The 18599-nt window shown below is 71.3% G+C and carries 15 protein-coding genes; 7 read left to right on the plus strand and 8 right to left on the minus strand.

Features of this window, described 5'->3' with window-relative positions; genetic code table 11:
- Positions 1-70: 70 nt before the first annotated feature.
- The gene (locus F4556_RS39340) at positions 71-2125 is read right to left on the minus strand and encodes an InlB B-repeat-containing protein (protein ID WP_184911539.1); all 2055 of its coding nucleotides are present in this window, start codon (positions 2123-2125) and stop codon (positions 71-73) included.
- Positions 2126-2497: 372 nt separating this feature from the next.
- Between F4556_RS39340 and F4556_RS03595 the strand changes: the two genes are divergently transcribed.
- Both F4556_RS03595 and F4556_RS03600 read left to right on the plus strand, forming a co-directional pair.
- A complete protein-coding gene (locus F4556_RS03595; protein ID WP_184911540.1) occupies positions 2498-3304 on the plus strand; it encodes a hypothetical protein in 807 nt (268 codons plus the stop codon).
- Positions 3305-3350: 46 nt separating this feature from the next.
- On the plus strand, positions 3351-4184 hold the full coding sequence (locus F4556_RS03600) for a hypothetical protein (protein WP_184911542.1): 834 nt from the start codon (positions 3351-3353) through the stop codon (positions 4182-4184).
- Positions 4185-4194: 10 nt separating this feature from the next.
- Here the strand turns inward: F4556_RS03600 and F4556_RS03605 are convergent, their stop codons facing one another.
- From F4556_RS03605 to F4556_RS03615, 3 genes are all read right to left on the minus strand, one after another.
- A complete protein-coding gene (locus tag F4556_RS03605) occupies positions 4195-5256 on the minus strand; it encodes an S-adenosylmethionine:tRNA ribosyltransferase-isomerase (RefSeq protein ID WP_184911543.1) in 1062 nt (353 codons plus the stop codon).
- 1 nt (position 5257) lies between these two features.
- The gene (locus F4556_RS03610; protein WP_184911545.1) at positions 5258-5998 is read right to left on the minus strand and encodes an SDR family NAD(P)-dependent oxidoreductase; all 741 of its coding nucleotides are present in this window, start codon (positions 5996-5998) and stop codon (positions 5258-5260) included.
- Between the two features lie 113 nt (positions 5999-6111).
- Positions 6112-7470: a tannase/feruloyl esterase family alpha/beta hydrolase gene (locus F4556_RS03615; RefSeq protein ID WP_184911546.1), complete on the minus strand. Its 1359-nt coding sequence runs from the start codon at positions 7468-7470 to the stop codon at positions 6112-6114.
- A gap of 196 nt (positions 7471-7666) precedes the next feature.
- On the opposite strand from F4556_RS03615, the gene F4556_RS03620 reads away from it, so the two are divergent.
- The 4 genes from F4556_RS03620 (at position 7667) to F4556_RS03635 (ending at position 11307) form a co-directional block, all read left to right on the plus strand.
- Complete coding sequence (locus tag F4556_RS03620) at positions 7667-8857, plus strand: sensor histidine kinase (protein ID WP_184911548.1); 1191 nt, start codon at positions 7667-7669, stop codon at positions 8855-8857.
- Positions 8854-9513, plus strand: coding sequence for a response regulator transcription factor (locus tag F4556_RS03625; RefSeq protein ID WP_184911550.1), 660 nt, complete (start codon positions 8854-8856; stop codon positions 9511-9513). The genes F4556_RS03620 and F4556_RS03625 overlap by 4 nt, the downstream gene beginning before the upstream one ends.
- A 40-nt stretch (positions 9514-9553) precedes the next feature.
- The gene (locus F4556_RS03630) at positions 9554-10285 is read left to right on the plus strand and encodes a DUF7873 family protein (protein ID WP_184911551.1); all 732 of its coding nucleotides are present in this window, start codon (positions 9554-9556) and stop codon (positions 10283-10285) included.
- Positions 10286-10860: 575 nt separating this feature from the next.
- Positions 10861-11307 carry a DoxX family protein gene (locus F4556_RS03635; RefSeq protein ID WP_184911553.1) on the plus strand — a complete coding sequence of 149 codons (447 nt, stop codon included), beginning with the start codon at positions 10861-10863 and terminating at the stop codon, positions 11305-11307.
- Between the two features lie 145 nt (positions 11308-11452).
- Here the strand turns inward: F4556_RS03635 and F4556_RS03640 are convergent, their stop codons facing one another.
- Positions 11453-12439 (minus strand): XRE family transcriptional regulator, encoded by a 987-nt coding sequence (locus tag F4556_RS03640; protein WP_184911554.1) that lies wholly within the window; start codon positions 12437-12439, stop codon positions 11453-11455.
- Between the two features lie 256 nt (positions 12440-12695).
- On the minus strand, positions 12696-15113 hold the full coding sequence (locus F4556_RS03645) for a protease pro-enzyme activation domain-containing protein (protein WP_221503520.1): 2418 nt from the start codon (positions 15111-15113) through the stop codon (positions 12696-12698).
- 439 nt (positions 15114-15552) lie between these two features.
- Here F4556_RS03645 and F4556_RS03650 point away from each other — a divergent pair, with 439 nt between their 5' ends.
- Positions 15553-16251 carry a DUF5995 family protein gene (locus F4556_RS03650; protein WP_184911556.1) on the plus strand — a complete coding sequence of 233 codons (699 nt, stop codon included), beginning with the start codon at positions 15553-15555 and terminating at the stop codon, positions 16249-16251.
- A gap of 56 nt (positions 16252-16307) precedes the next feature.
- On the opposite strand, the gene F4556_RS03655 is transcribed toward F4556_RS03650, so the two are convergent.
- Together F4556_RS03655 and F4556_RS03660 are read right to left on the minus strand one after the other, a co-directional pair.
- The gene (locus tag F4556_RS03655) at positions 16308-17747 is read right to left on the minus strand and encodes a GuaB1 family IMP dehydrogenase-related protein (RefSeq protein ID WP_184911558.1); all 1440 of its coding nucleotides are present in this window, start codon (positions 17745-17747) and stop codon (positions 16308-16310) included.
- Positions 17748-17951: 204 nt separating this feature from the next.
- On the minus strand, positions 17952-18572 hold the full coding sequence (locus tag F4556_RS03660) for a transglycosylase SLT domain-containing protein (RefSeq protein WP_184911560.1): 621 nt from the start codon (positions 18570-18572) through the stop codon (positions 17952-17954).
- Between the last annotated feature and the right edge of the window lie 27 nt (positions 18573-18599).

Consider the following 18599-nt stretch of genomic DNA (forward strand, 5'->3'; position numbering starts at 1 on the left):
CTCGCGCCGACTACGCCTGAGCCTCCGTCACCGACCACGCGCCGACCCGGGTTCGCGAAGCCCGGCGAGCCTAGGCACGTCCCTTGCGGCGCAGGCGGGCCAGGAGGATGCCGCCGACCGTCATGGCCAGGCCCGCGGTCAGGGCGATCCCGACGAGGGGGACGGGCGTGCCGGTGGACGCCAGCTCAGGTTTCGTGCTCGGAAGTGCGGACTTCAGGGCCGCGGGCTGAGGCGGGGCCGGCTGATCCGGGGTCGGCGGTGCGGGCGGGTTCGGAACGGGCGGGTTCGGGACGGGCGGGTTCGGGACGGGCGGGTTCGGGACGGGCGGTGCGGGCGGGACGACGGAGGTCCGCGTGAAGGTCGCGGACATCGTCGTGTCCCGGTCGAGCGTGAACTGGTGCACCGGCGTCGTCGCGACGACGTCGCGCGTCGTGGGGCTGTTCCCGCTGTTCCAGCCCGCGAACTGCCAGCCCGGGGCCGGGGTGGCCGTCAGGGTCACGGTGGAGCCGCACCGGTACGGCGCCGAGCGGTCAACCGTGACCTTCCCTCCGTCGGTCGGCTGCGCCTGCAGGGTCAGTGCGCAGTCGATCTGTGCGTACCGGGCTTCCAGAGTGGAGTCGGCGTCGACGGTGACGCTCACCGAGGTGTCCGTGTCCGCGAGCGGAGTGCCGTTGAGTGACCAGCCGACCAGCCGGAAGTTCGGGTTCGCGGTGGCGCTGGCATGGACCAGGGAGCCCTTGGTGAACGGGCCGGGCACGTCCACCGTCGCGCTGCCGCCGGCGTCCGGCGTGGACTTCGCGGTCAGGCGGCAGTAGACGGCCGGGGTCTTCTCCGGCTGCATCGCTGCCACGACCGCCGCGTTCTTGCGGATCATCCGCACCGCGTCGGAGGGCTGCGGCGCGGAGTCCGGTGCGCCCAGGGGCTCGCCTTCGTAGCTCGCTTCAGCGTCGGAGTAGTGGTTGATCCGCTCGCAGCCGGCGCAGCCGCCGGGGTACGCCATGATGGTGCGCCACTTCTTGCTCGGCGGGATCCAGCCGTGGGCGTACGGGTACTTCCCCGGCTCGGGCTCGGTCACCCAGTCGTGGTCCAGGCCGAGGTTGTGGCCCAGTTCATGACCGAGCGTGAGGTTGGGGACGTAGGAGATGTTCATCAACAGGATCATGCGCTTGGCGCTGGACGGCTTCGGGTCCTGGACGAAGGATCCGACGCCCGTCCCGATGCTCTGGAACACTGCGACGTCGTCCGCCGCGTACTTCGTCCACAGGTCGTTGTCCGACGCCCACTGCCGGTACACCCCGAGGTCGTCCTGCTCGGCCGGCAGCCCTGGCTCGTCGGCAGCCGGGCCGGCGTACACCAGACGGGCGCGCACTGGCAGCTTGCTGTTGACGAAGCCCCGGTTGGTCAGGTCCACGCCGAGCTTGGCCTGCGCCTTGACCTTGTCCTCGCCACCGGCCTTGTCCGCGGCCTCCTTGGTGTAGAAGACGGCCATGTCGATGGTGTTCACGTCCTTGGCGCCCTGGCAGTCGGCCGACGCGTCGTCGCGTACGGACGGGCTTGCCGTGGTGCCCTCGGGTCGGGGCGCCGCGACGGCTGGATCGTCCGGCGGCTCCACCGCGTCGTCCGGTCGGCCGGAAGTGCCCTCGCTCGCTGCCGGGTTGAGTTCCTGCACGCGCACGGTGCCGGGCGACGTCGAGGCCAGTGCGTAGGTGTGGCCGCCGGTGGAGATCTGCGCGGCCACCTGGGCCGAGGACCCGTCCGGGCCCGAGCACAGGGTGTCGAAGTGGAAGTCGGCTGACCCGTCCGGGTCCCCCTTGACCTGCGCGGCCCAGTCGACCTCGCCCGTACGCCCCCGTCGCACCTGACCGCCCGTCACCTCGACCGTCACGTCGGGGAACAGCCTCAGCGTGGTCTCCGGGTCGTGCTCTGCGGTCTGTGCCGGGCCGCAGAGCAGAGCGCGGACCTCGGCGAAATTCCAGGAGATGTCCGCCGACCGCAGCGTCAGGCCCGGTCCGTCGGCATGGCGGCCCGCCGGAGCCCCGGCCGACGCCTTCGGGGAGGCCATCGACGGCGCGGTGGCAGTCGCCAGGGCCATGACCGCCAGAGCCAGCAGGCCGGGCACTGCCACCGGTCGCCTCACACCACCACGTGATCGCATGTCACGAAGCTCTAACACACAGTCAGGACCACGCTGGTCATTGATGTCACCGATTCCTCACACTGGCCTACTCCCGACACCCGGCCGGATGCCGACGGGCCGAGTCGCTCTCCCGAGGGAGCGCTCGGAAGTGCCCGCAGAAATACTTCGAACCCACCTGCAACCTGCGGCTGCCCTACGCGTCTGTAGGGATGAGAGCACAAGAGCGGAACGCGGCCGGGGGCCGGGGCTCGGTGCATGCTCGCCAACTCGCCGACCGTTTCAGCTCCTTGGGGGAGTCACGCCATGCGTGCGTCCGTTAACACTCGTTTTGCGAAGTTTGCTGCACTTTCCGCGACCGCCGTGCTGACCGCCGGCCTCTCCGTCCTGCCCGCCGACTCGGCCTGGGCCTGCGGTGACGAGACGTCCGCCCCGCCGATCGCCGACTCCCTCGATGCCCGGCACGCGACGGACCCGACCCTCACCTTCCTGGCGCCGCTTCCCACCACCATCACCCGGGGCGGCCCTCCCGTCGAGATCGACATCGAGCTGTACAACGGCACCGGCTCCGCGTACCGGCATTTCGCCCCCAGCTTCGCGCTCTTCAACCGGTACGCCGGCGAGTTCAACCCGGAGGCGAACCTGCGGCCCGAGTACCTCGTGGTCGAGGTCATGGACAAGGGGCAGTGGCGGAACCTGACCCTCGCGCGGGGCTGCGACCCGACCGTCTGGGCCAACACCGCCGTCGTGGGCGCTCCCTTCGGCGACAGCCTGAAGCGACGTATGCAGTTCCGAGTGACTCTGAAGGCCGATGCCTCCAAGTACCTGGAGCAACTGCAGGTCTTCTCCGTCGAGAAGCTGCACTACCTGAAGGTGATCCACCCGGACGCGCCGGTCACGTCCACCCCGGGCGCCACCGCCTCGCCTTCGCCCTCCCCCAGCACCGCCCCGGCCGCGCTGAAGCAGGGCACACCCACCGCCACACCCAGCCCGGTGGCCACCCCGACCCCTGCCGCCGTCACCGTCACCGAACGGCCCACCGCCGCCGTCACCGAACTCGCCGAGACCGGCAGCAGCACCCCGAACACCTTCCTGCTCGTCTCCGCAGCCGGCTTCGTCGCCTTCGGCACCATCGTGCTCCTCGCCGTCCGCCGCAGCTCGCGCCGCTGAACTCGCCTACCGTCCACCGTCATTCGTCTTCTCGGGGAACCCCATCATGCGCATCACCCGCTCCGCCGCCACCGTCCTCGCCGCCCTCACCCTCGCCGTCGGAGTACCGGTCGCCTCCGGCGGTAACACCGCCTGGGCCGTCTGCGGCCTCGACCTGAAGAGCCCCTGGCCGGGCCAGCCGCGCCCGCCCAAGCACCAGGGCGAACTGCAGGTCACCGAACTCAAGACGTCGCCCACCCAGATCACGGCCGGCGGGCCCGCTGTGGAGATCCCGGTGCGAATCACCAACCGCACGGACGCGGCGTACCAGGAGGTGGAGCCCTCGATCGGGCTCGGCCACTTCTATGACAACAGCATCGACCTGAAGCTCGAGGACGTCCGGGTCTCCTGGAAGAACGGCACCGGCGGCTGGCACAACCTGGAGCTCCAGCCGGGCTGCACCCGAGGGATCGTCAACGAGGACGAGGCGCTGCCAATGCTCGCCCTCGACAAGGGTCAGTCGGCCGACCTGACCTTCCGGATCGCCCTGGTGTCCGGCGTCCCGAAGGCCCTCGACACCCTCAACTACTCCATCGGCGCTGCCACCCAGGACCGCAACGACGGCGGAATCGGCGGCAAGCTGACCGTCAACTTCCCGAAGCCCACCCCCGCTCCGCCCACCGCCGCTCCGACCACTCCGCCGGTGGCCCCCGCAGCCGCCCCGGCCACTCCCACCGCCGCAGCCACCCCCACGCCCACATCCACATCCACCACACTCGCCGAGACCGGCAGCCGGACCCCCAACACCCTGCTGATCACCGCCGGCATCGCACTGATCGCGATCGGCACCGCCGCCCTCCTGCTGATCCGGCTCACCCGCCGCACCCGAACCCGGGGCTGAGCCAACACACCTACGGCAGAAGGAGGTTGACGTCCCCGAACTCGTGCCACAAGTACCGCCCCCGGACTGCCTCCGCGTAACACCGCTCCAACAGCGCCCGCCCCGCCACCGCCTCCAGCAGGTGCAGGTGCGAGGCACGGGGTTCGTGCCAGCCGGTGAGCAGGCCGTCGACCGTCCGGACGCCGCGGGACGGGGTGATCACCAGGTCGGTCCAGCCCTCGGCCGGGCCCAGCCGGCCGTCGGCACGGACCGCCGACTCGAGGGCCCGAACAGCCGTGGTGCCGACGGCGATCACCCGGCCGCCGCTGCCGCGAACATGGTTCACCAGGGCGGCAGTTGGGCCTGGCACGCGGAACCACTCCGGGTACGGCGCCTCGTGCGCCTCCGGCGAGGCGACGCCGGTGTGCAGGGTGATCGGGGCCAGCAGGACTCCCCCGGCCACCAGCCGGGCCACCACCTCGGGGGTGAACGGCCGGGCGGCGCTGGGCATTTCGCTGCTGCCCGGCTGGTCGGCGAAGACCGTCTGGTACGCGGCGATCGGCCACTCGCGGTCCACGTAGCCGTACCGGATCGGCTTGCCGTACGAGGCGAGGTACTCGGCCGGCGGGGTGGGCAGGGCAAGCCGGGCGTACCACAGGCGCGGCGTGTGCGGTGCTGTCAACTCGGCTCTCCCACCTGCCGGGAGGGTGATCGGCAGCCCGGCCCGGGCGGGTGAGAGTTCGAGCGGGAAGTACTCGGCCGCGCCCGTGGTCGGGCGGCGCAGCTCGACCAGGTGGTGGCCGCGCCGGTCCGGTCGGGCGGAGGAGAGGTGGAGGATGACCGGGGTGCCGTCGGGGAGGCGGCCCGGCAGGGCGGCGGGCAGGGTGGCCGAGTTGTTGACCACCAGGAGGTCGCCCGGTTCGAGGGCGGTCGGCAGGTCGGTGAAGAGCCGGTGCTCGGTGGTGAGCGCGCTCCGGCGGCCGACCAGCATCCGGACGCCGTCGCGGACCAGGCCGCGGGCCTCCGCCGGTGCCCGGGCGGAGAGTTCGGCCGGGACGGTGAAGTCGAATCCGCTCTCCAGCGCGGTGGCCATCTCAGTGACTCCCCGTCAGGGTCTCGGCCAGGTAGCGCCCCGAGGCGGGGTGCCGGGCGATCAGGGCCAGGATGCCGGGCACGGCGGTGTCGGCGGGCAGCGGACGGTCGGAGATGTCCTCGCCGGGGAACGCCTCCTGGTACATGTCGGTCCGCATGTCGCCGGGCTCGACCACCCAGACCCGCACCTCGGGCTCCTCCAGGGCCAGTACGGCGGAGGCGTGGTCGAGTGCGGCCTTGCTGGCGCCGTAGCCGCTCCAGCCGACATACGCCTCGCGGGCCGCGTCCGAGCTCAGGTTGACGATCGAGCCGCCGTGGTGCCGCAGTTGGGGCAGCAGCAGCTGGGTGAGCGCGATCGGCCCGAGCACGTTCACCTCGAAGGTCTCCAGCAGGCCCGGCAGCGGGAAGTCCGCCAGCGCGGGCATCGGCGCCCCCGCGAGGTCGTACCCGGTCAGCGTGCCCGCGTTGTTCACCAGCAGCGCGGCGCCGCCGAGCTTCTCGGCGGCCGCGGCGAGCCGCTCCCGGTGGTCGTCGTCGACCACCGATCCCGCCAGTGCGGCGACCTCCGTGACGGCCGCCAACTCGGCTTCGACTACGGCCAGATCGGCAGCGCTACGGGCAGTGATGACCAGCCGCCAGCCGTCCCGGGCGAGTGCCCTGGCCAGCTCGAGACCGAGCCCCCGGGAGGCTCCGGTGATCACGGCGACGGGAGCGGAAGCGGTTCCTGCGGTGGTGATGTCCATGCCTTCACTCTCCGCCCGCCCCGCCCCCGCCGAATCGGCCGTCGGCCGGTCCCGCACCCGGCCGTTCGACCTAGTGCGCCGGTCCTAGCCCTCAGCTACAACGCCGGGTCGGCCTACTGCCCGGCCGAGCAGCTCTCCCCGACCGGCTCCGGCGAGGTGTGGCTCGGGGCCGGGGCCACGCCGTTCCTGGTCCAGCTCACCAGGGCGTCGAAGGCCGTCACGAAGCAGGACTGCATCGGGCGGAGCCGGTACGTGTCGGCGGCGACCAGGGCGTCGACGTGGGTGCCACCGGTGATCCGGTAGTAGCGGTGCAGGTCGGCCCGGCCCGCCTCACCGACCATCCGGTCGTAGACGTCGCCGCTCTTGGTGATCGGCAGCAGAGCGTCGAGGGTGCCCTGGATGGAGATCAGCGGCTTCCCGATCCGGCCGCTCAGCGAGACCCGGCCGACCGCGTCGTGCACCTGCTGCGGACGGGCGGCGTAGTCGTAGTCGGTGTCGCAGCCGGCGCCCGTGCCCTCCGGGCAGAACGGGGTGCCGGCCTCGGTCGCGCCGTCGTACTCCGGGTCCAGCTCCTCCCGGATCACCCGCTGCAGGGAGTCCCACTGGGTCTGGTAGTTGATGGGCCACAGCTTCTCGGAGCCCTCCGGGTACCCGGCGGCGTACATCGCCTCCAGCGCGCCGGGCTCCTTCCGGTCCAGCCGGGGGTAGGCCCGCAGCGCGGGCGGCAGGTTGCTCAGCAGGTTGGGCTCCTCCTTGTTGATCATCAGCCCGTTCCAGTCCACGCCGCCGGAGTAGAGCTGCGGGAAGTGCTCGATCTGCCAGCGCACCAGGTACCCGGCCGCCGAGAGACCGGCGGCGTAGGTGTGGCTGGGCGCCCGCCCGTAGTGCCTGGCCGCCGCCAGCTTGGCCGCGACGGTCAGTTGAGCCACCCTCAGGTGCCACTCCATGATCGCGTCGCCCGGCCGGTCGCCGTCCCGGTAGAGCTGCGGCCCGGTGTTGCCCTTGTCGGTGGCGGCGTAGGCGAAGCCCTTCGCCAGCACCTGGTCGCTGATGATCTGGTCGTTGGCGTACTGCCGCCGGATGCCGGGCGGCCCGGCGACCACCAGGCCGCCGTTCCAGTGCTCGGGCAGCCGGATCACGAACTGGCTGTCGTGGTTCCAGCCGTGGTTGGTGTTGGTGGTCGAGGTGTCCGGGAAGTAGCCGTCGAGCTGGACGCCCGGGACGCCCGAGGGGTTGGCCACGCCGGCCGCCTGGAGGCCCTTGTAGTCCCTCGGGTCGGTGTGACCGCTGAGCTCGGTACCGGCCGTGGTCAGGTCGGCCAGGCAACTGGCCACCAGGCGCTCGGCGCCGGGCACCCACGGCCGGTCGGTCTGGCAGCCGCGGCCGACGGCACCCGCGTGGACGGCCGGCACCAGGGCCACCGTCAGCAGGGCAGGTACGAGGGCGACGAGACTGCGCCAACGTCGGGACATCGAGAGCTCCTTGGAGTCGTGCTGCTGGGGATGCCCCTGACGCTAGGCGGCGGGCCCGGGCACCGAGGAGTGCCGAACGGCCACAGCTCGGGACGGAGGGCACATGACCTCCGGCCAACATCCCGGCCGGTCCGCCCTCTCCGTCCACCAGGTCGCATAGGGTGCCGGTCGGACCACCACAGTGAGGGGCACTCAGATGACAACCGACAGCACCGCCCGCCCCGTGCCGTGGATCCCACCCGTGCTGTACGCGGCCGTGCTGGCCGGTGGGCTCTACCACGCCGCCGTCGCCGAGGAGGCGGCCCACCCGGGCCGGGTCGCGGGCTTCGTGGCCGGACTGGCCCTGCTGCTCACACTGGAACTGCTGGAACGAGGTCGCCAACTCGCCTCAGCAGCCGTACTTCTGACGGTCCGCCTGCTCCTGTTCTCGGCCGTGGCCGCACTCGACGGCTCGGGCGTCTCCCGGGCCCTGTTCGTGCTGGTGCCGTTCAGCGCGTACTTCGCCTTCGGCCGCCGGGTCGCACTGCTCACCGGCGCGGGCTGTGTCGCACTGCTGCTCACCGGGTACGGGCTCTGGGTGCCGCACTGGTGGCTGCGGTCGGCGTACGTCTCCGACCTGCTGATGTTCGCGCTGGCGCTGGCCCTCGCACTGTCGATGGCCGCCGTCGCGGTCGGCGAACAGCAGGGCCGGGCCCGGCTGGAGCGAGCGCTGGCCGAGCTGGAGCGGTACGCGGCGCAGGTGGCCGAGCTGTCGACGGCGGAGGAACGCAACCGGGTGGCCCGGGAGATCCACGACAGCCTGGGGCACCATCTCACCGCCGTGGCCGTCCAGTTGGAGAAGGCCGAGGTGTTCCGCGAGCTCGACCCGGCGGCCGCCGCCCGGGCGGTCTCGGACGCCCGCTGGTCGGCCGGGCGGGCGCTCACCGAGGTACGGGAGTCGGTCAGCGCGCTGCGCGAGGTCCGGCCGTTCTCGCTCTCCCGCGCTCTCACCGACCTGGTCCGCCATCTCGGGGACGACCGGCTGACCGTCTCGCTCGACCTCACCGGCGACGAACTCACCTATGAATCGCGGACGTTGACCGCGCTCTACCGGGCCGCACAGGAGGCGCTCACCAACGCCAGGCGGCACGGCCGGGCCACCCGGGTCCAGGTCGCGGCGGAGTACGGCGAGAACTCCGCCCGGCTGGTGGTCACCGACAACGGGGCGGGCTTCACCGTCGCCTCGGCCGACCCGGGCTCCGGGTCGGGGCTGCGCGGCATGCGGGAACGGGTGGCGGCGCTCGGCGGCCTGGTCGAGGTCCGCGACCGCCCCGCCGACGGGCCCACCGGCGTGGTGGTCACGGTGACCGTGCCGCGCGTGCGCCGCGCGGCGGAGCTGGTCCGATGAGCGCCGACCCGCAGGTCCGGGTCCTGGTGGTGGACGACCAGGACCTGGTCCGGGAGGGGATCGCCTCGCTGCTGGACATCCAGCCGGGCATCAGCGTGGTCGGCACCGCCGCCGACGGCCACCAGGCCGTCGACGCCGCGGTGGCCCACCGGCCGGACGTCGCGCTGGTGGACATCCGGATGCCGGGCCTGGACGGTATCGGGACCGTCGAGGCGATCACCGCGAGAGTGCCCGGCTGCCGGGTGGTCATGCTCACCACCTTCGACGACCAGGAGTACGTCGCCCGGGCGCTCCGGGCGGGCGCGGTCGGCTACCTGCTGAAGAACCTGCCCTCGGCCGAACTCGCCCGCGCGGTGGGCCTGGTGCACGCCGGGGTGGCCCAGTTCGACGCCTCGGTGATCAGCCGGCTGGCCACTGCTCTGGCCGCTCCGCCACCGCCGGCACCAATGCCGCCGGCGCAACAGGCACTGACCGCACGAGAGTTGGAGGTGCTCCGGCTGATCGCCACCGGCGCCGCCAACCGCGAGATCGCCACCCGCCTCTACGTCAGCGAAGGCACCGTCAAGAACCACATCTCCCGCATCCTCGGCCGTCTCAACCTCCGCGACCGCACCCAGGCCGCCCTCTACGCCCGCGACCACGGCCTGCTCGAATAATGGACGGCGCATCCGGAGCATCGCTGATAGCTTCCGTCATGTGCCGAAGCTGAATCAGATCATCGCCGTCGAAAAAGGCGTCAAGTCCAAGTCCTTCCAGGAGCTGACCCAGGCTCACCAGGACCTCCAGAAGCCCGCGCTGCTGGCCGGGATCGCCCGGACCTACCAGCCGAAGGACGAGGAGGGCGAGCAGCTGCCGCCCGAGTCCACCCGGGTGCAGGTGAAGGCCGAGGACGTCCTGCGCAGCACGGCCGCGACGCTGACCCGGCTGTTCGACGTGACCGCCACCAAGGACCGGGCGAACCGGACGGCCGCCGCGGACGTGGTGGTGGACGGCGCCGTCCTGCTGGCCGATGTCCCGGTGCCCTACCTGCTCTTCCTGGAGAAGCAGCTCACCGACCTCTACACCTTCGTCCGGAAGCTGCCGGTGCTGGACGCCGCCGAGTCGTGGAACCTCGACCCGTCGACGGACTCCTGGAAGACCGACGCGGTGCGCACCATCCGCACCAAGAAGGTGCCGCGCAACCACGTGAAGGCCGAGGCCACCGAGAAGCACCCGGCGCAGGTCGAGGTGTACTACGAGGACATCCCGGTCGGCTACTGGACGACCGTGAAGTTCTCCGGTGCGCTGCCGGCCCGGCGGGTCAACGAGCTGACGGAGCGTCTGGAGAAGCTCCAGCAGGCCGTCAAGTTCGCCCGCGAGGAGGCCAACAACACCGAGGTCACCGACGAGCGGGTCGGCGACGCGGTGTTCGGCTACCTGTTCAGGTAGCCCCATGATCGCCCCCCGTTCGAGCGGGGGGTGCGCTGAAGAGCGCAAGCTGAAACTGATGTTGAAGCTGACCACGGGATGACAGTGGGGGTTCGAATCCCTCCCCCGGCACCACAACGGGCCGGGGTAGCCCAAGCGGCAGAGGCAGTCCCATGAATCTCAGACTCTCGCTCCAGTCTCAGTATTCGCCGCCGATCACCGGATCGACCGGGCGCGGACGATCATCGACGGATGCGGGTTCAAGTCCCGCCTGTGCCTCTGACCGTGGCACGGTAGTTCAACGGGAGAACACGTCGATCTCAGAATGATCCGCACCCTTCAACGTGCCGGTGTGTGCAATTGGGTGGCATCTCAGGGGCCCGGGGGCTGGATACGTCCCCGGGTCCCGTCACGTCCGGGGCCGATGTTAACGCTCACAATCGTACGTAAGGAAACCATAAGCAAACGGTCACGGACTGGTGAAGGCTCGATGAATAACGCTGCGACTTGACCTGTACAAGGCGAGCCTTGCCTTGCCCGCCACCGTTGTGGTCCCCGCCACAGCGGTTCCCCCGTTGCCCCCATGGAGTCCGTCGATGTCCGTCATCCCCAGCAGCACAGTCGACTCTGCCCGGCCCTACCTGGTGGGCCTGTCCCGGATCGCGATCGGCCTGCTCTTCTCCTGCCACGGCGCCGCTTCCCTGTTCGGCGTCCTCGGCGGCACCAAGGGCGGCGGCACCGTGGAGGCGCTGTCCTGGCCCGGCTGGTACGCGGCCGTGATCCAACTGGTCGGCGGCGTCCTGGTGTTGGTCGGCCTGGGCACCCGGACGGCTGCGATCGTCTGCTCCGGCTCCATGGCGTACGCGTACTTCAGCGTGCACCAGGAGGTCGCCCTGTGGCCGATCCAGAACGGCGGCGTCGCCTCGGCGGTGTACAGCTGGTCCTTCCTGCTGATCGCCGCCACCGGCCCGGGCGCCCTGGCCCTTGACGGCCTGCTGGCCCGCCGCTCGGCCGTCGTCAGCACCGAGTCGGTCACCGCCTGATCTGCCCTGCCCGCCGGTCCGTTCGACCGGGCACGACGGTGCGCTGCGAGCCGGTGGTCATGCCCCGGCTCCAGCCGCCGCACCGAAGAAAGCCGCCGCACCGAAAGCCGCCGCACCGATCCCGCCGGGCACATCGCAGTCGGTGCTACTCCCACTCCCAGCGGATGCCGACCTGGCCGGGCTGCTGGTCGGGCGAGAGTACGTGGGCGCTGGCCGAGGCGCCGATCCAGAGCTGTTCCCGCCGCCGGTCGATGTCCTCGCCGGGCGCGCGGTCGTAGCGTTCGCAGTGTGCGGGCACGGCCGCCGGGTCGAAGTGCACCTGGAGCACGTACTCGCGTACCGGCACGGCGAAGCGCCGCCCGTAGACGGTGGTCGGGCCACCCGGCGGGATCTCGACCTCGTACTCGAAGACCGTGCTGTCGCCCAGGCCCAGCGGGCGGTCGAGCATCAGCTCGGCCACGACCAGGCCGATCTCCGGGCGGCGGCGGATCCGGCCGAGCCGGGCGTGCCGGACGGCGGTGATCTCCGGGCAGCCCGTCGCTCCGTCGTCCGCCTTGTGCACGACCAGGCACCGGGCGACGCCGCTGACGGTGGCCCGGACGACCTGACGCATCCTCAGCAGGTTGCCGCGCCGCCGGGCGTCCACGTAGTAGGCGTCATGGATGCTGAGCCGTTCCAGCTCGCCGATCGGCGGCGCGTCCAACTCGCTGAAGACGTCCGAGATCTGCTGTTCACCGGGCCAGACGTCCTCCAGCTGCAGGTTGCCGACGGCCGGGGCGGCGGCCCAGCGGCCGCGCGGGCGGGGTGGGCCGAGCAGGGTGGAGAGGCCGGTGTGCGGCAGGCCGAGCAGTTCCTCCAGCAGGTGGACGGCGTGCAGCGAGGTGGCCCGTTCGGGTTGGCTGCGGCCGCGCCGCCAGTAGCTGAGTGTGGTGACGCTGACCCGAACACCACCGATGGCGAGGGCGGCCCGGATCCGGTCGAGGCTGAGGCCGCTCGCCTCGACGGCAGCGTTCAGGGCCTCGGCGAAGCTGCCGGCCGAACCGGTCCTGGCCGGCGGCACGGCGCCCGGGAGGGTTGCCCGCTGCTCGACCAGGCGGAGCCTGCCGGCCTTCTGGGGGTGTTCTGAGCCCATCCGGATACCTTCCCCACCAAGCGAGTTCGGCGGGACCGGCCCGCCGCCGGCATGCGCTGGGAGTTGCGTGACCGAGCTGGGGGAACCCCACCCACGACGTGAGGCTACGTCATCGATCGCGGGCATGACAGTGACCGCGACAAAAGTGGTCAAAGCTTGTAGATCTTGAAACACTGCGGAAACATCGCCGCCGGGGCGGGCCTGTAAGGCCCGCCCCGGCGGTGCTGCCGCGTCAGGCGCGCGAGAGCGAGGGGAGTCAGGAGGTGGCGACGGAGGCGTCGTCGATGACGAAGCTGGTCCGCAGCGAGGAGTCCTCCACGCCGGTGAACTTCAGGGTCACCGTCTGCCCGGCGAAGGACGAGAGGTCGAAGGACTTCTGCACGTAGCCGGACGCCGCGTTGGCGTTGGAGTAGGTGGCCAGGGTGGTGGAGCCCGCCTGGACGGTCAGCTTGTCGAAGGCGGTGGTGCCGGTCTCGGCGGTGTCGATGTGGACCCAGAAGGAGAAGGTCGCCTTGCAGCCGGCCGGGATGGTGACGGCCTGCGAAAGGCTGTCGGTGTGGGCGGAGCCGTAGCCGTCCAGCCAGGCCTTCCACGAGCCGGAGTGGGCGGCCTGGGAGGTGCCGTTGTCGACGATGCCGGTGGAGGCGGTCCACGGCGTGGCGGTGCCGGTCTCGAAGCCGGCGTTCCCGAGCAGCTGGGCCGGGGTGCAGGTGCTGCTGCCGACCGTCCAGGTGAAGGAGGCGGAGCCGGTGGCGTTGGTGGTGTCCTTCGCCGTCACGGTGACGTCGAAGCTGCCGGCGGTCGTCGCGGTGCCGGTGATCAGGCCGGTCGAGCTGACCGACAGGCCGGTAGGCAGGCCGGTAGCGCTGTAGGTCAGGGTCTGGCCGCCGGCGCTGTCCGAGGCGCTGATCTGAAGGCTGACGGCGCCGCCGGTGGCGGTGGTCCGGTTGCCCGGGTTGGTCACCGTCACGACGTTGCCGGTCGAGGTGCCGCCGAGCAGCGCGGTGCTCAGCGTGTCGGCTATCGGGCTGCCCCAGCCGGTCACCTGGTCGTAGCCGGTCTTGGTGGAGAAGTCCTGGTTCTTGCCGGTGACGGTGTCGTGGAAGGTGGTGCCGTAGCTCGCGCTGTTGGCCACCGTGTACAGCTTGGGGCTGGCCTCGCCGAGCACCGGCTTGCCGGCCGCCTTGGCCTTCTGGTTGACCAGTGCGGCGTAGCCGGACCACAGCGGCGCGGCGGCGCTGGTGCCGCCGTAGACCTGCCAGCCACCGGTGGTGAAGATCGCGAATCCGCTGGCCGGGTCGGCGTTGGACGCCACGTCGGGGACGGTGCGCATGGTTCCGGTGACGCCGGTGCCGGTCTGCCAGGACGGCTTGGCGAAGACCGTGGAGACGCCGCCGCCGGCGGTGCTCCAGGCGCTCTCGGAGGAGTAACTGGTGCCGGAGACCTTGAGGTTGGTGCCGCCGACGCCGGTCTGGTGCGGGCTGGACGCCGGGAAGTCGACGGCCTTCACGGTGGAGCCGCTGGTGGAGCGGGTGCAGTCACGCGAGCCGTCGTCGCCTGAGGCCGAGAAGATCGAGATGCCCTGCGCGGCGGCCTGCTTGAAGGAGTTGTCGACCGCGGTCATCGAGGAGGCGGTGGTGTCCGGCTCGCAGGAGCCCCAGGAGATCGAGATGACCGAGACCCGGTTGTCCGCGACGATCTTGGCGGCCATGTCGATCTCGCCCTGGTCGCTGTTCGGGGCCTCGTAGACCAGCTGGGTCGCCTTGGGGGCGACGCCGCGCACGATCTCGCTGTCCAGCTCGACCTCACCCTGGCCGCCGCCGGGCGCCGAGTCGTAGTTGGCCCCGTCAACCGAGACGGTGGAGACCGCCGGCCCGGAGAGGCCGTACTGGGTGTCGTAGGTCGTGAGGTTGGCCGACTTGTAGCCGTCGAACTCCCAGAGGGCGACGGTCGTTCCGGTACCGTCCGCCCCCATGCCGTTGAGCTTGTAGGCGCCGTCGTACTGGCTCGGGCCGAAGCCGCTGGGCGTGGCGTTCGGCGTCGCGTTCGGCGCCGTCTGCGACTGGGGCCGCGCCAGGCGGGTGGTGCGCACGGTGTGGTTGTTCAGGCCGGAGACGCCCTGGACGACATCGGCGAGGTCGGCCGGCACCGAGGCGGCCGCGTCGTTCGCGAAGAACGTCCGCTGTTGCTGCGGGTCGACGTAGGCGCTCTCGTGGGTGCCGAAGGCCTTGGCGATCTGCTCGGCGGTGCCCTGGGCGTTCACCACCTGGCGGTTGTCGCTGACGTTCGCGACGGTCAGGCCCTGGCCCTTCAGGAAGGTCTTCACCTGCTCGACGGCGGCCTGGGTCGGGCCGTACAGCGCGGTGAACTGAGTCGGCGTCAGGTACTTGCCGTACTCGGCCGTGCCCGGCGTTGCCACGGCCGCGAGGAAGCGGTCCAGCTCGGCGGTGTTGCGCAGCTTGAGACTGACGGCCACCGAGAGCTGCTGGTCGGCGGGCACGTCGCCCTTCTTCTCGGAACGGGCGACCGCCGGGGTGACGGTGTTCGGCAGCGCGACTCGGGGGGTGGCTGCGTTCGGGGTGGGAGCGGCCTGGGCGGCGGTGACTCCGAGCGAGATCGCGGTCAGCGGCAGGACGGCAAAGGCTGCCGCCAGGGCGAGCGGGCGGGGGCGCACGGGATCCTCCTCTGGCCGGCATGTGGGGGCCGGCAGGGACTACACGTTCCGGGATCGAAAACGCTTGCTAGAACATCCCAGAACCCGTGCGCCGATTGACCAATGGTCAAGCAATTCATTACTAAAGAACAGTCAAGTGTGGACGGGGAATTCAGAAACAGAATGGATGCCGATTCATACAGTTAAAGGCTTCCTTCACGCCGTTCCCACAGGTGGCGGGGTTGATGGGATGCGCCCTGGGCCCAGCACGCCGGCCACCCCGACAGCCCACCGAATTCCCGCCCTGAGCCCGGGAAAACCCGCCCGCCCGGCAAGCCCGCCGCGCGGAGCTGCTGCCGGAAATGCACCCCGGGCGGCCGCGCGCCCCCTCGGCAACTCCACCGCGCCGGGCTACCATCGGACGATCCGACCGGCTCGCCCGCGAGAGGCTGCACCCGCCATGACGATCAGTGAGACTGTGACGGTCGACCAGGTGATCGATCGGATGCGGCAGTTGCAGGCCTCCCTACCGCCCGGTGACGGTGTGGCGGTCTTCAACGGCATGTACCTCACCGTCACCGAGCTGGTCCAACAGCGCCTGGGGGCGTCCTACTTCGACGATCCGGCGGCGATGGCCCGACTGGACGCGGTGTTCGCCGGGCGCTGGCTGGCGGCGGTGGACGCGGTCGCCCGGGGTGCCCGACCGACGGCCTGCTGGCGGCCACTGTTCGAACTGCGCGGCCACCGGGGCATCCACCCGCTGCAGTTCGCCCTGGCCGGGATGAACGCGCACATCGAGCACGACCTGCCGCTGTCGGTGGTCGACCTGTGCCGGGAGCTCGGCCGCGAACCGGCCGAGGTCGAGGCGGACTACCTGCGGATCAACGCGCTGCTGGCCCAGGTGGAGGACCAGGTCAGGGACGAGCTGCTGCCCGGGCCCGAACAGCTCGACCTGGCCGACCCGCTGCTGCACGTGATCGGGGTCTGGAGCATCGACCGGGCCAGGGACGCGGCCTGGGCCAGTGCCCTGGCGCTCTGGGAGCTGCGCGAACTGCCGTTCGTCGGACCGGCGTTCAGGACCGCACTGGACGGCTCGGTCGGCATGGTCAGCCGGGCGCTGCTCACCCCGCTGAACGGCCGTGGCCGGCTCCCCGCCTGAGCGGTGAGCCGGCCACAGCCGGACGGGACCCGGACGGGACCCGGACGGGACGGGGATCAGGCCCAGCTGGAGTGCAGCGGCTTGCCCTCGGCGTACCCCGCGGCGCTCTGCACGCCGACGATCGCCTTCTCGTGGAACTCCTCCAGGCTGCGCGCACCCGCGTAGGTGCAGGAGCTGCGGACGCCCGCGATGATCGAGTCGATCAGGTCCTCGACGCCCGGACGGGCCGGGTCGATGAACATCCGCGAGGTGGAGATGCCCTCCTCGAACAGCGCCTTGCGGGCGCGGTCGTAGGCCGACTCCTCGGAGGTCCGGTTGCGCACGGCGCGAGCCGAGGCCATGCCGAAGCTCTCCTTGTACTGGCGGCCGTTCGCGTCGGTGTGCAGGTCACCGGGCGACTCGTAGGTGCCGGCGAACCAGGAACCGATCATCACGTTCGAGGCACCGGCGGCCAGCGCCATCGCGACGTCGCGCGGGTGGCGGACGCCACCGTCCGCCCAGACGTGCTTGCCGAGCCGGCGGGCCTCGGCGGCGCACTCCAGCACGGCGGAGAACTGCGGGCGGCCGACGCCGGTCATCATCCGGGTGGTGCACATCGCGCCGGGGCCGACACCGACCTTGAGGATGTCCGCACCGGCCTCGACCAGGTCGCGGACGCCGACGGCGGAGACCACGTTGCCCGCCACGATCGGGATCTGCGGGTCGAGCCCGCGGACCGCGCGCAGCGCGCTGATCATCGACTCCTGGTGGCCGTGCGCGGTGTCCACCACGAGCACGTCCGCACCGGCCTCGATCAGCGCCTTGGCCTTGCCGGCCACGTCGCCGTTGATGCCGACGGTGGCTGCGATCCGGAGCTTGCCGGCCGCATCGGTGGCCGGGGTGTAGAGGGTGGCGCGCAGCGCGTTCTTGCGGGTCAGCAGGCCGACCAGCTTGCCCTCGGCGTCGACCACGGGGGCAAGCTTGCGGTGCGCCTCGTTGAGCTTCTCGAACGCCGCGTGCGGGTCGATGCCCTCCTCCAGCAGCACCAGGTCGCGCGACATCACCTCGGAGAGGCTGGTGAACCGGTCCACGCCCTGGCAGTCGGACTCGGTGACCACGCCGACCGGCTTGCCGCCCTCGACCACCACGACCGCGTTGTGCGCGCGCTTGGGGAGCAGCGACAGGGCGTCCGCGACGGTGTCGCCGGGAGCCAGCGTGACGGCGGTGTCGTGCACCAGGTGGCGCTGCTTGACCCAGCCGATGACGTCGGAGATGACCTCGGTGGGGATGTCCTGCGGGATGGCCACCAGGCCGCCGCGACGGGCCACGGTCTCGGCCATCCGTCGGCCGGCGATGGCGGTCATGTTCGCCACCACGAGCGGGATGGTGGTGCCGCTGCCGTCGTTCGAGGAGAGGTCGACGCCCTGCCGGGAGCCCACGGCGGAGCGGCTGGGGACCATGAAGACGTCGTCGTACGTAAGGTCGTAGGCGGGCGACATGTCGTTCAGGAAGCGCATGAAAAGGGCTCTCTGGCTGGGAGAAGGTAGACCTCGGGTGCGGTTGCGGTCTGACCGCCGGGCGCACTCGGGCGCCCCGCACCCAACCGTCAATACTCATCGATACCCCGGTCGAAAGCCAGTTCACGCGGAATCCTTGATGATCCGCACAAGCTCGCCCGGGTGGCGTAGTCGTCTTGCTGTAGGAACCTACAGACGGAGGGCCTAGTAGCCCTTCCAGTGCGAGCCGTAGCCACGGGCCGAGGCCATCTTGTCCATGCCGCCGTAGACCGCGTCGCAGTAGCGCGAGCTGGCGATCAGGTTGTCGACCGGGTTCCGGATGTCGGTGTGACCGGACAGCGCGTACGTCTTGAAGGTCGGCTGGATCATCTGGGTCAGCCCGATCGAGGGGGTGCCGGCCTTGGCGTTGGAGTCCCAGCCGTTGACGGCGTTCGGGTTGCCGGTGGACTCGGACATCGCGGTCGCGCGCATCGCCTTCGCGGACGGGACGGGCTTCCCGGCGGCACCGAGCACGTCGCGGGCCTGCTGGATCCAGCCGTCCAGGTTGTCGGCGTAGACGGGGGCCGCGGGCGCGGCCGGGGCGGGCGCGGCGGCCGGTGCGGCAGCCGGTTCGGCGGCCGGGGCAGCGGCGGCGGGCGCGGCCACCGGCTCGGTGGCGGGGGCGGCGACCGGGGTGACCGGCTGCGCGGCGGCGGGCTCGGCCATGGCCTGGCTGATCGGGAGGATCGCGGTGACCGCGATCGCCCCGGCGACGCCGATGCCGAGCACCTGGTTGGGCAGCCGGTCGTACCGTATTCGGACCTTCGAGATGGTGAACGCACGCATGCCGCAGTACCTCCGTGGTGGGGGGAA

The organism is Kitasatospora gansuensis, from assembly GCF_014203705.1.
Classification (GTDB): Bacteria; Actinomycetota; Actinomycetes; order Streptomycetales; family Streptomycetaceae; genus Kitasatospora; species Kitasatospora gansuensis.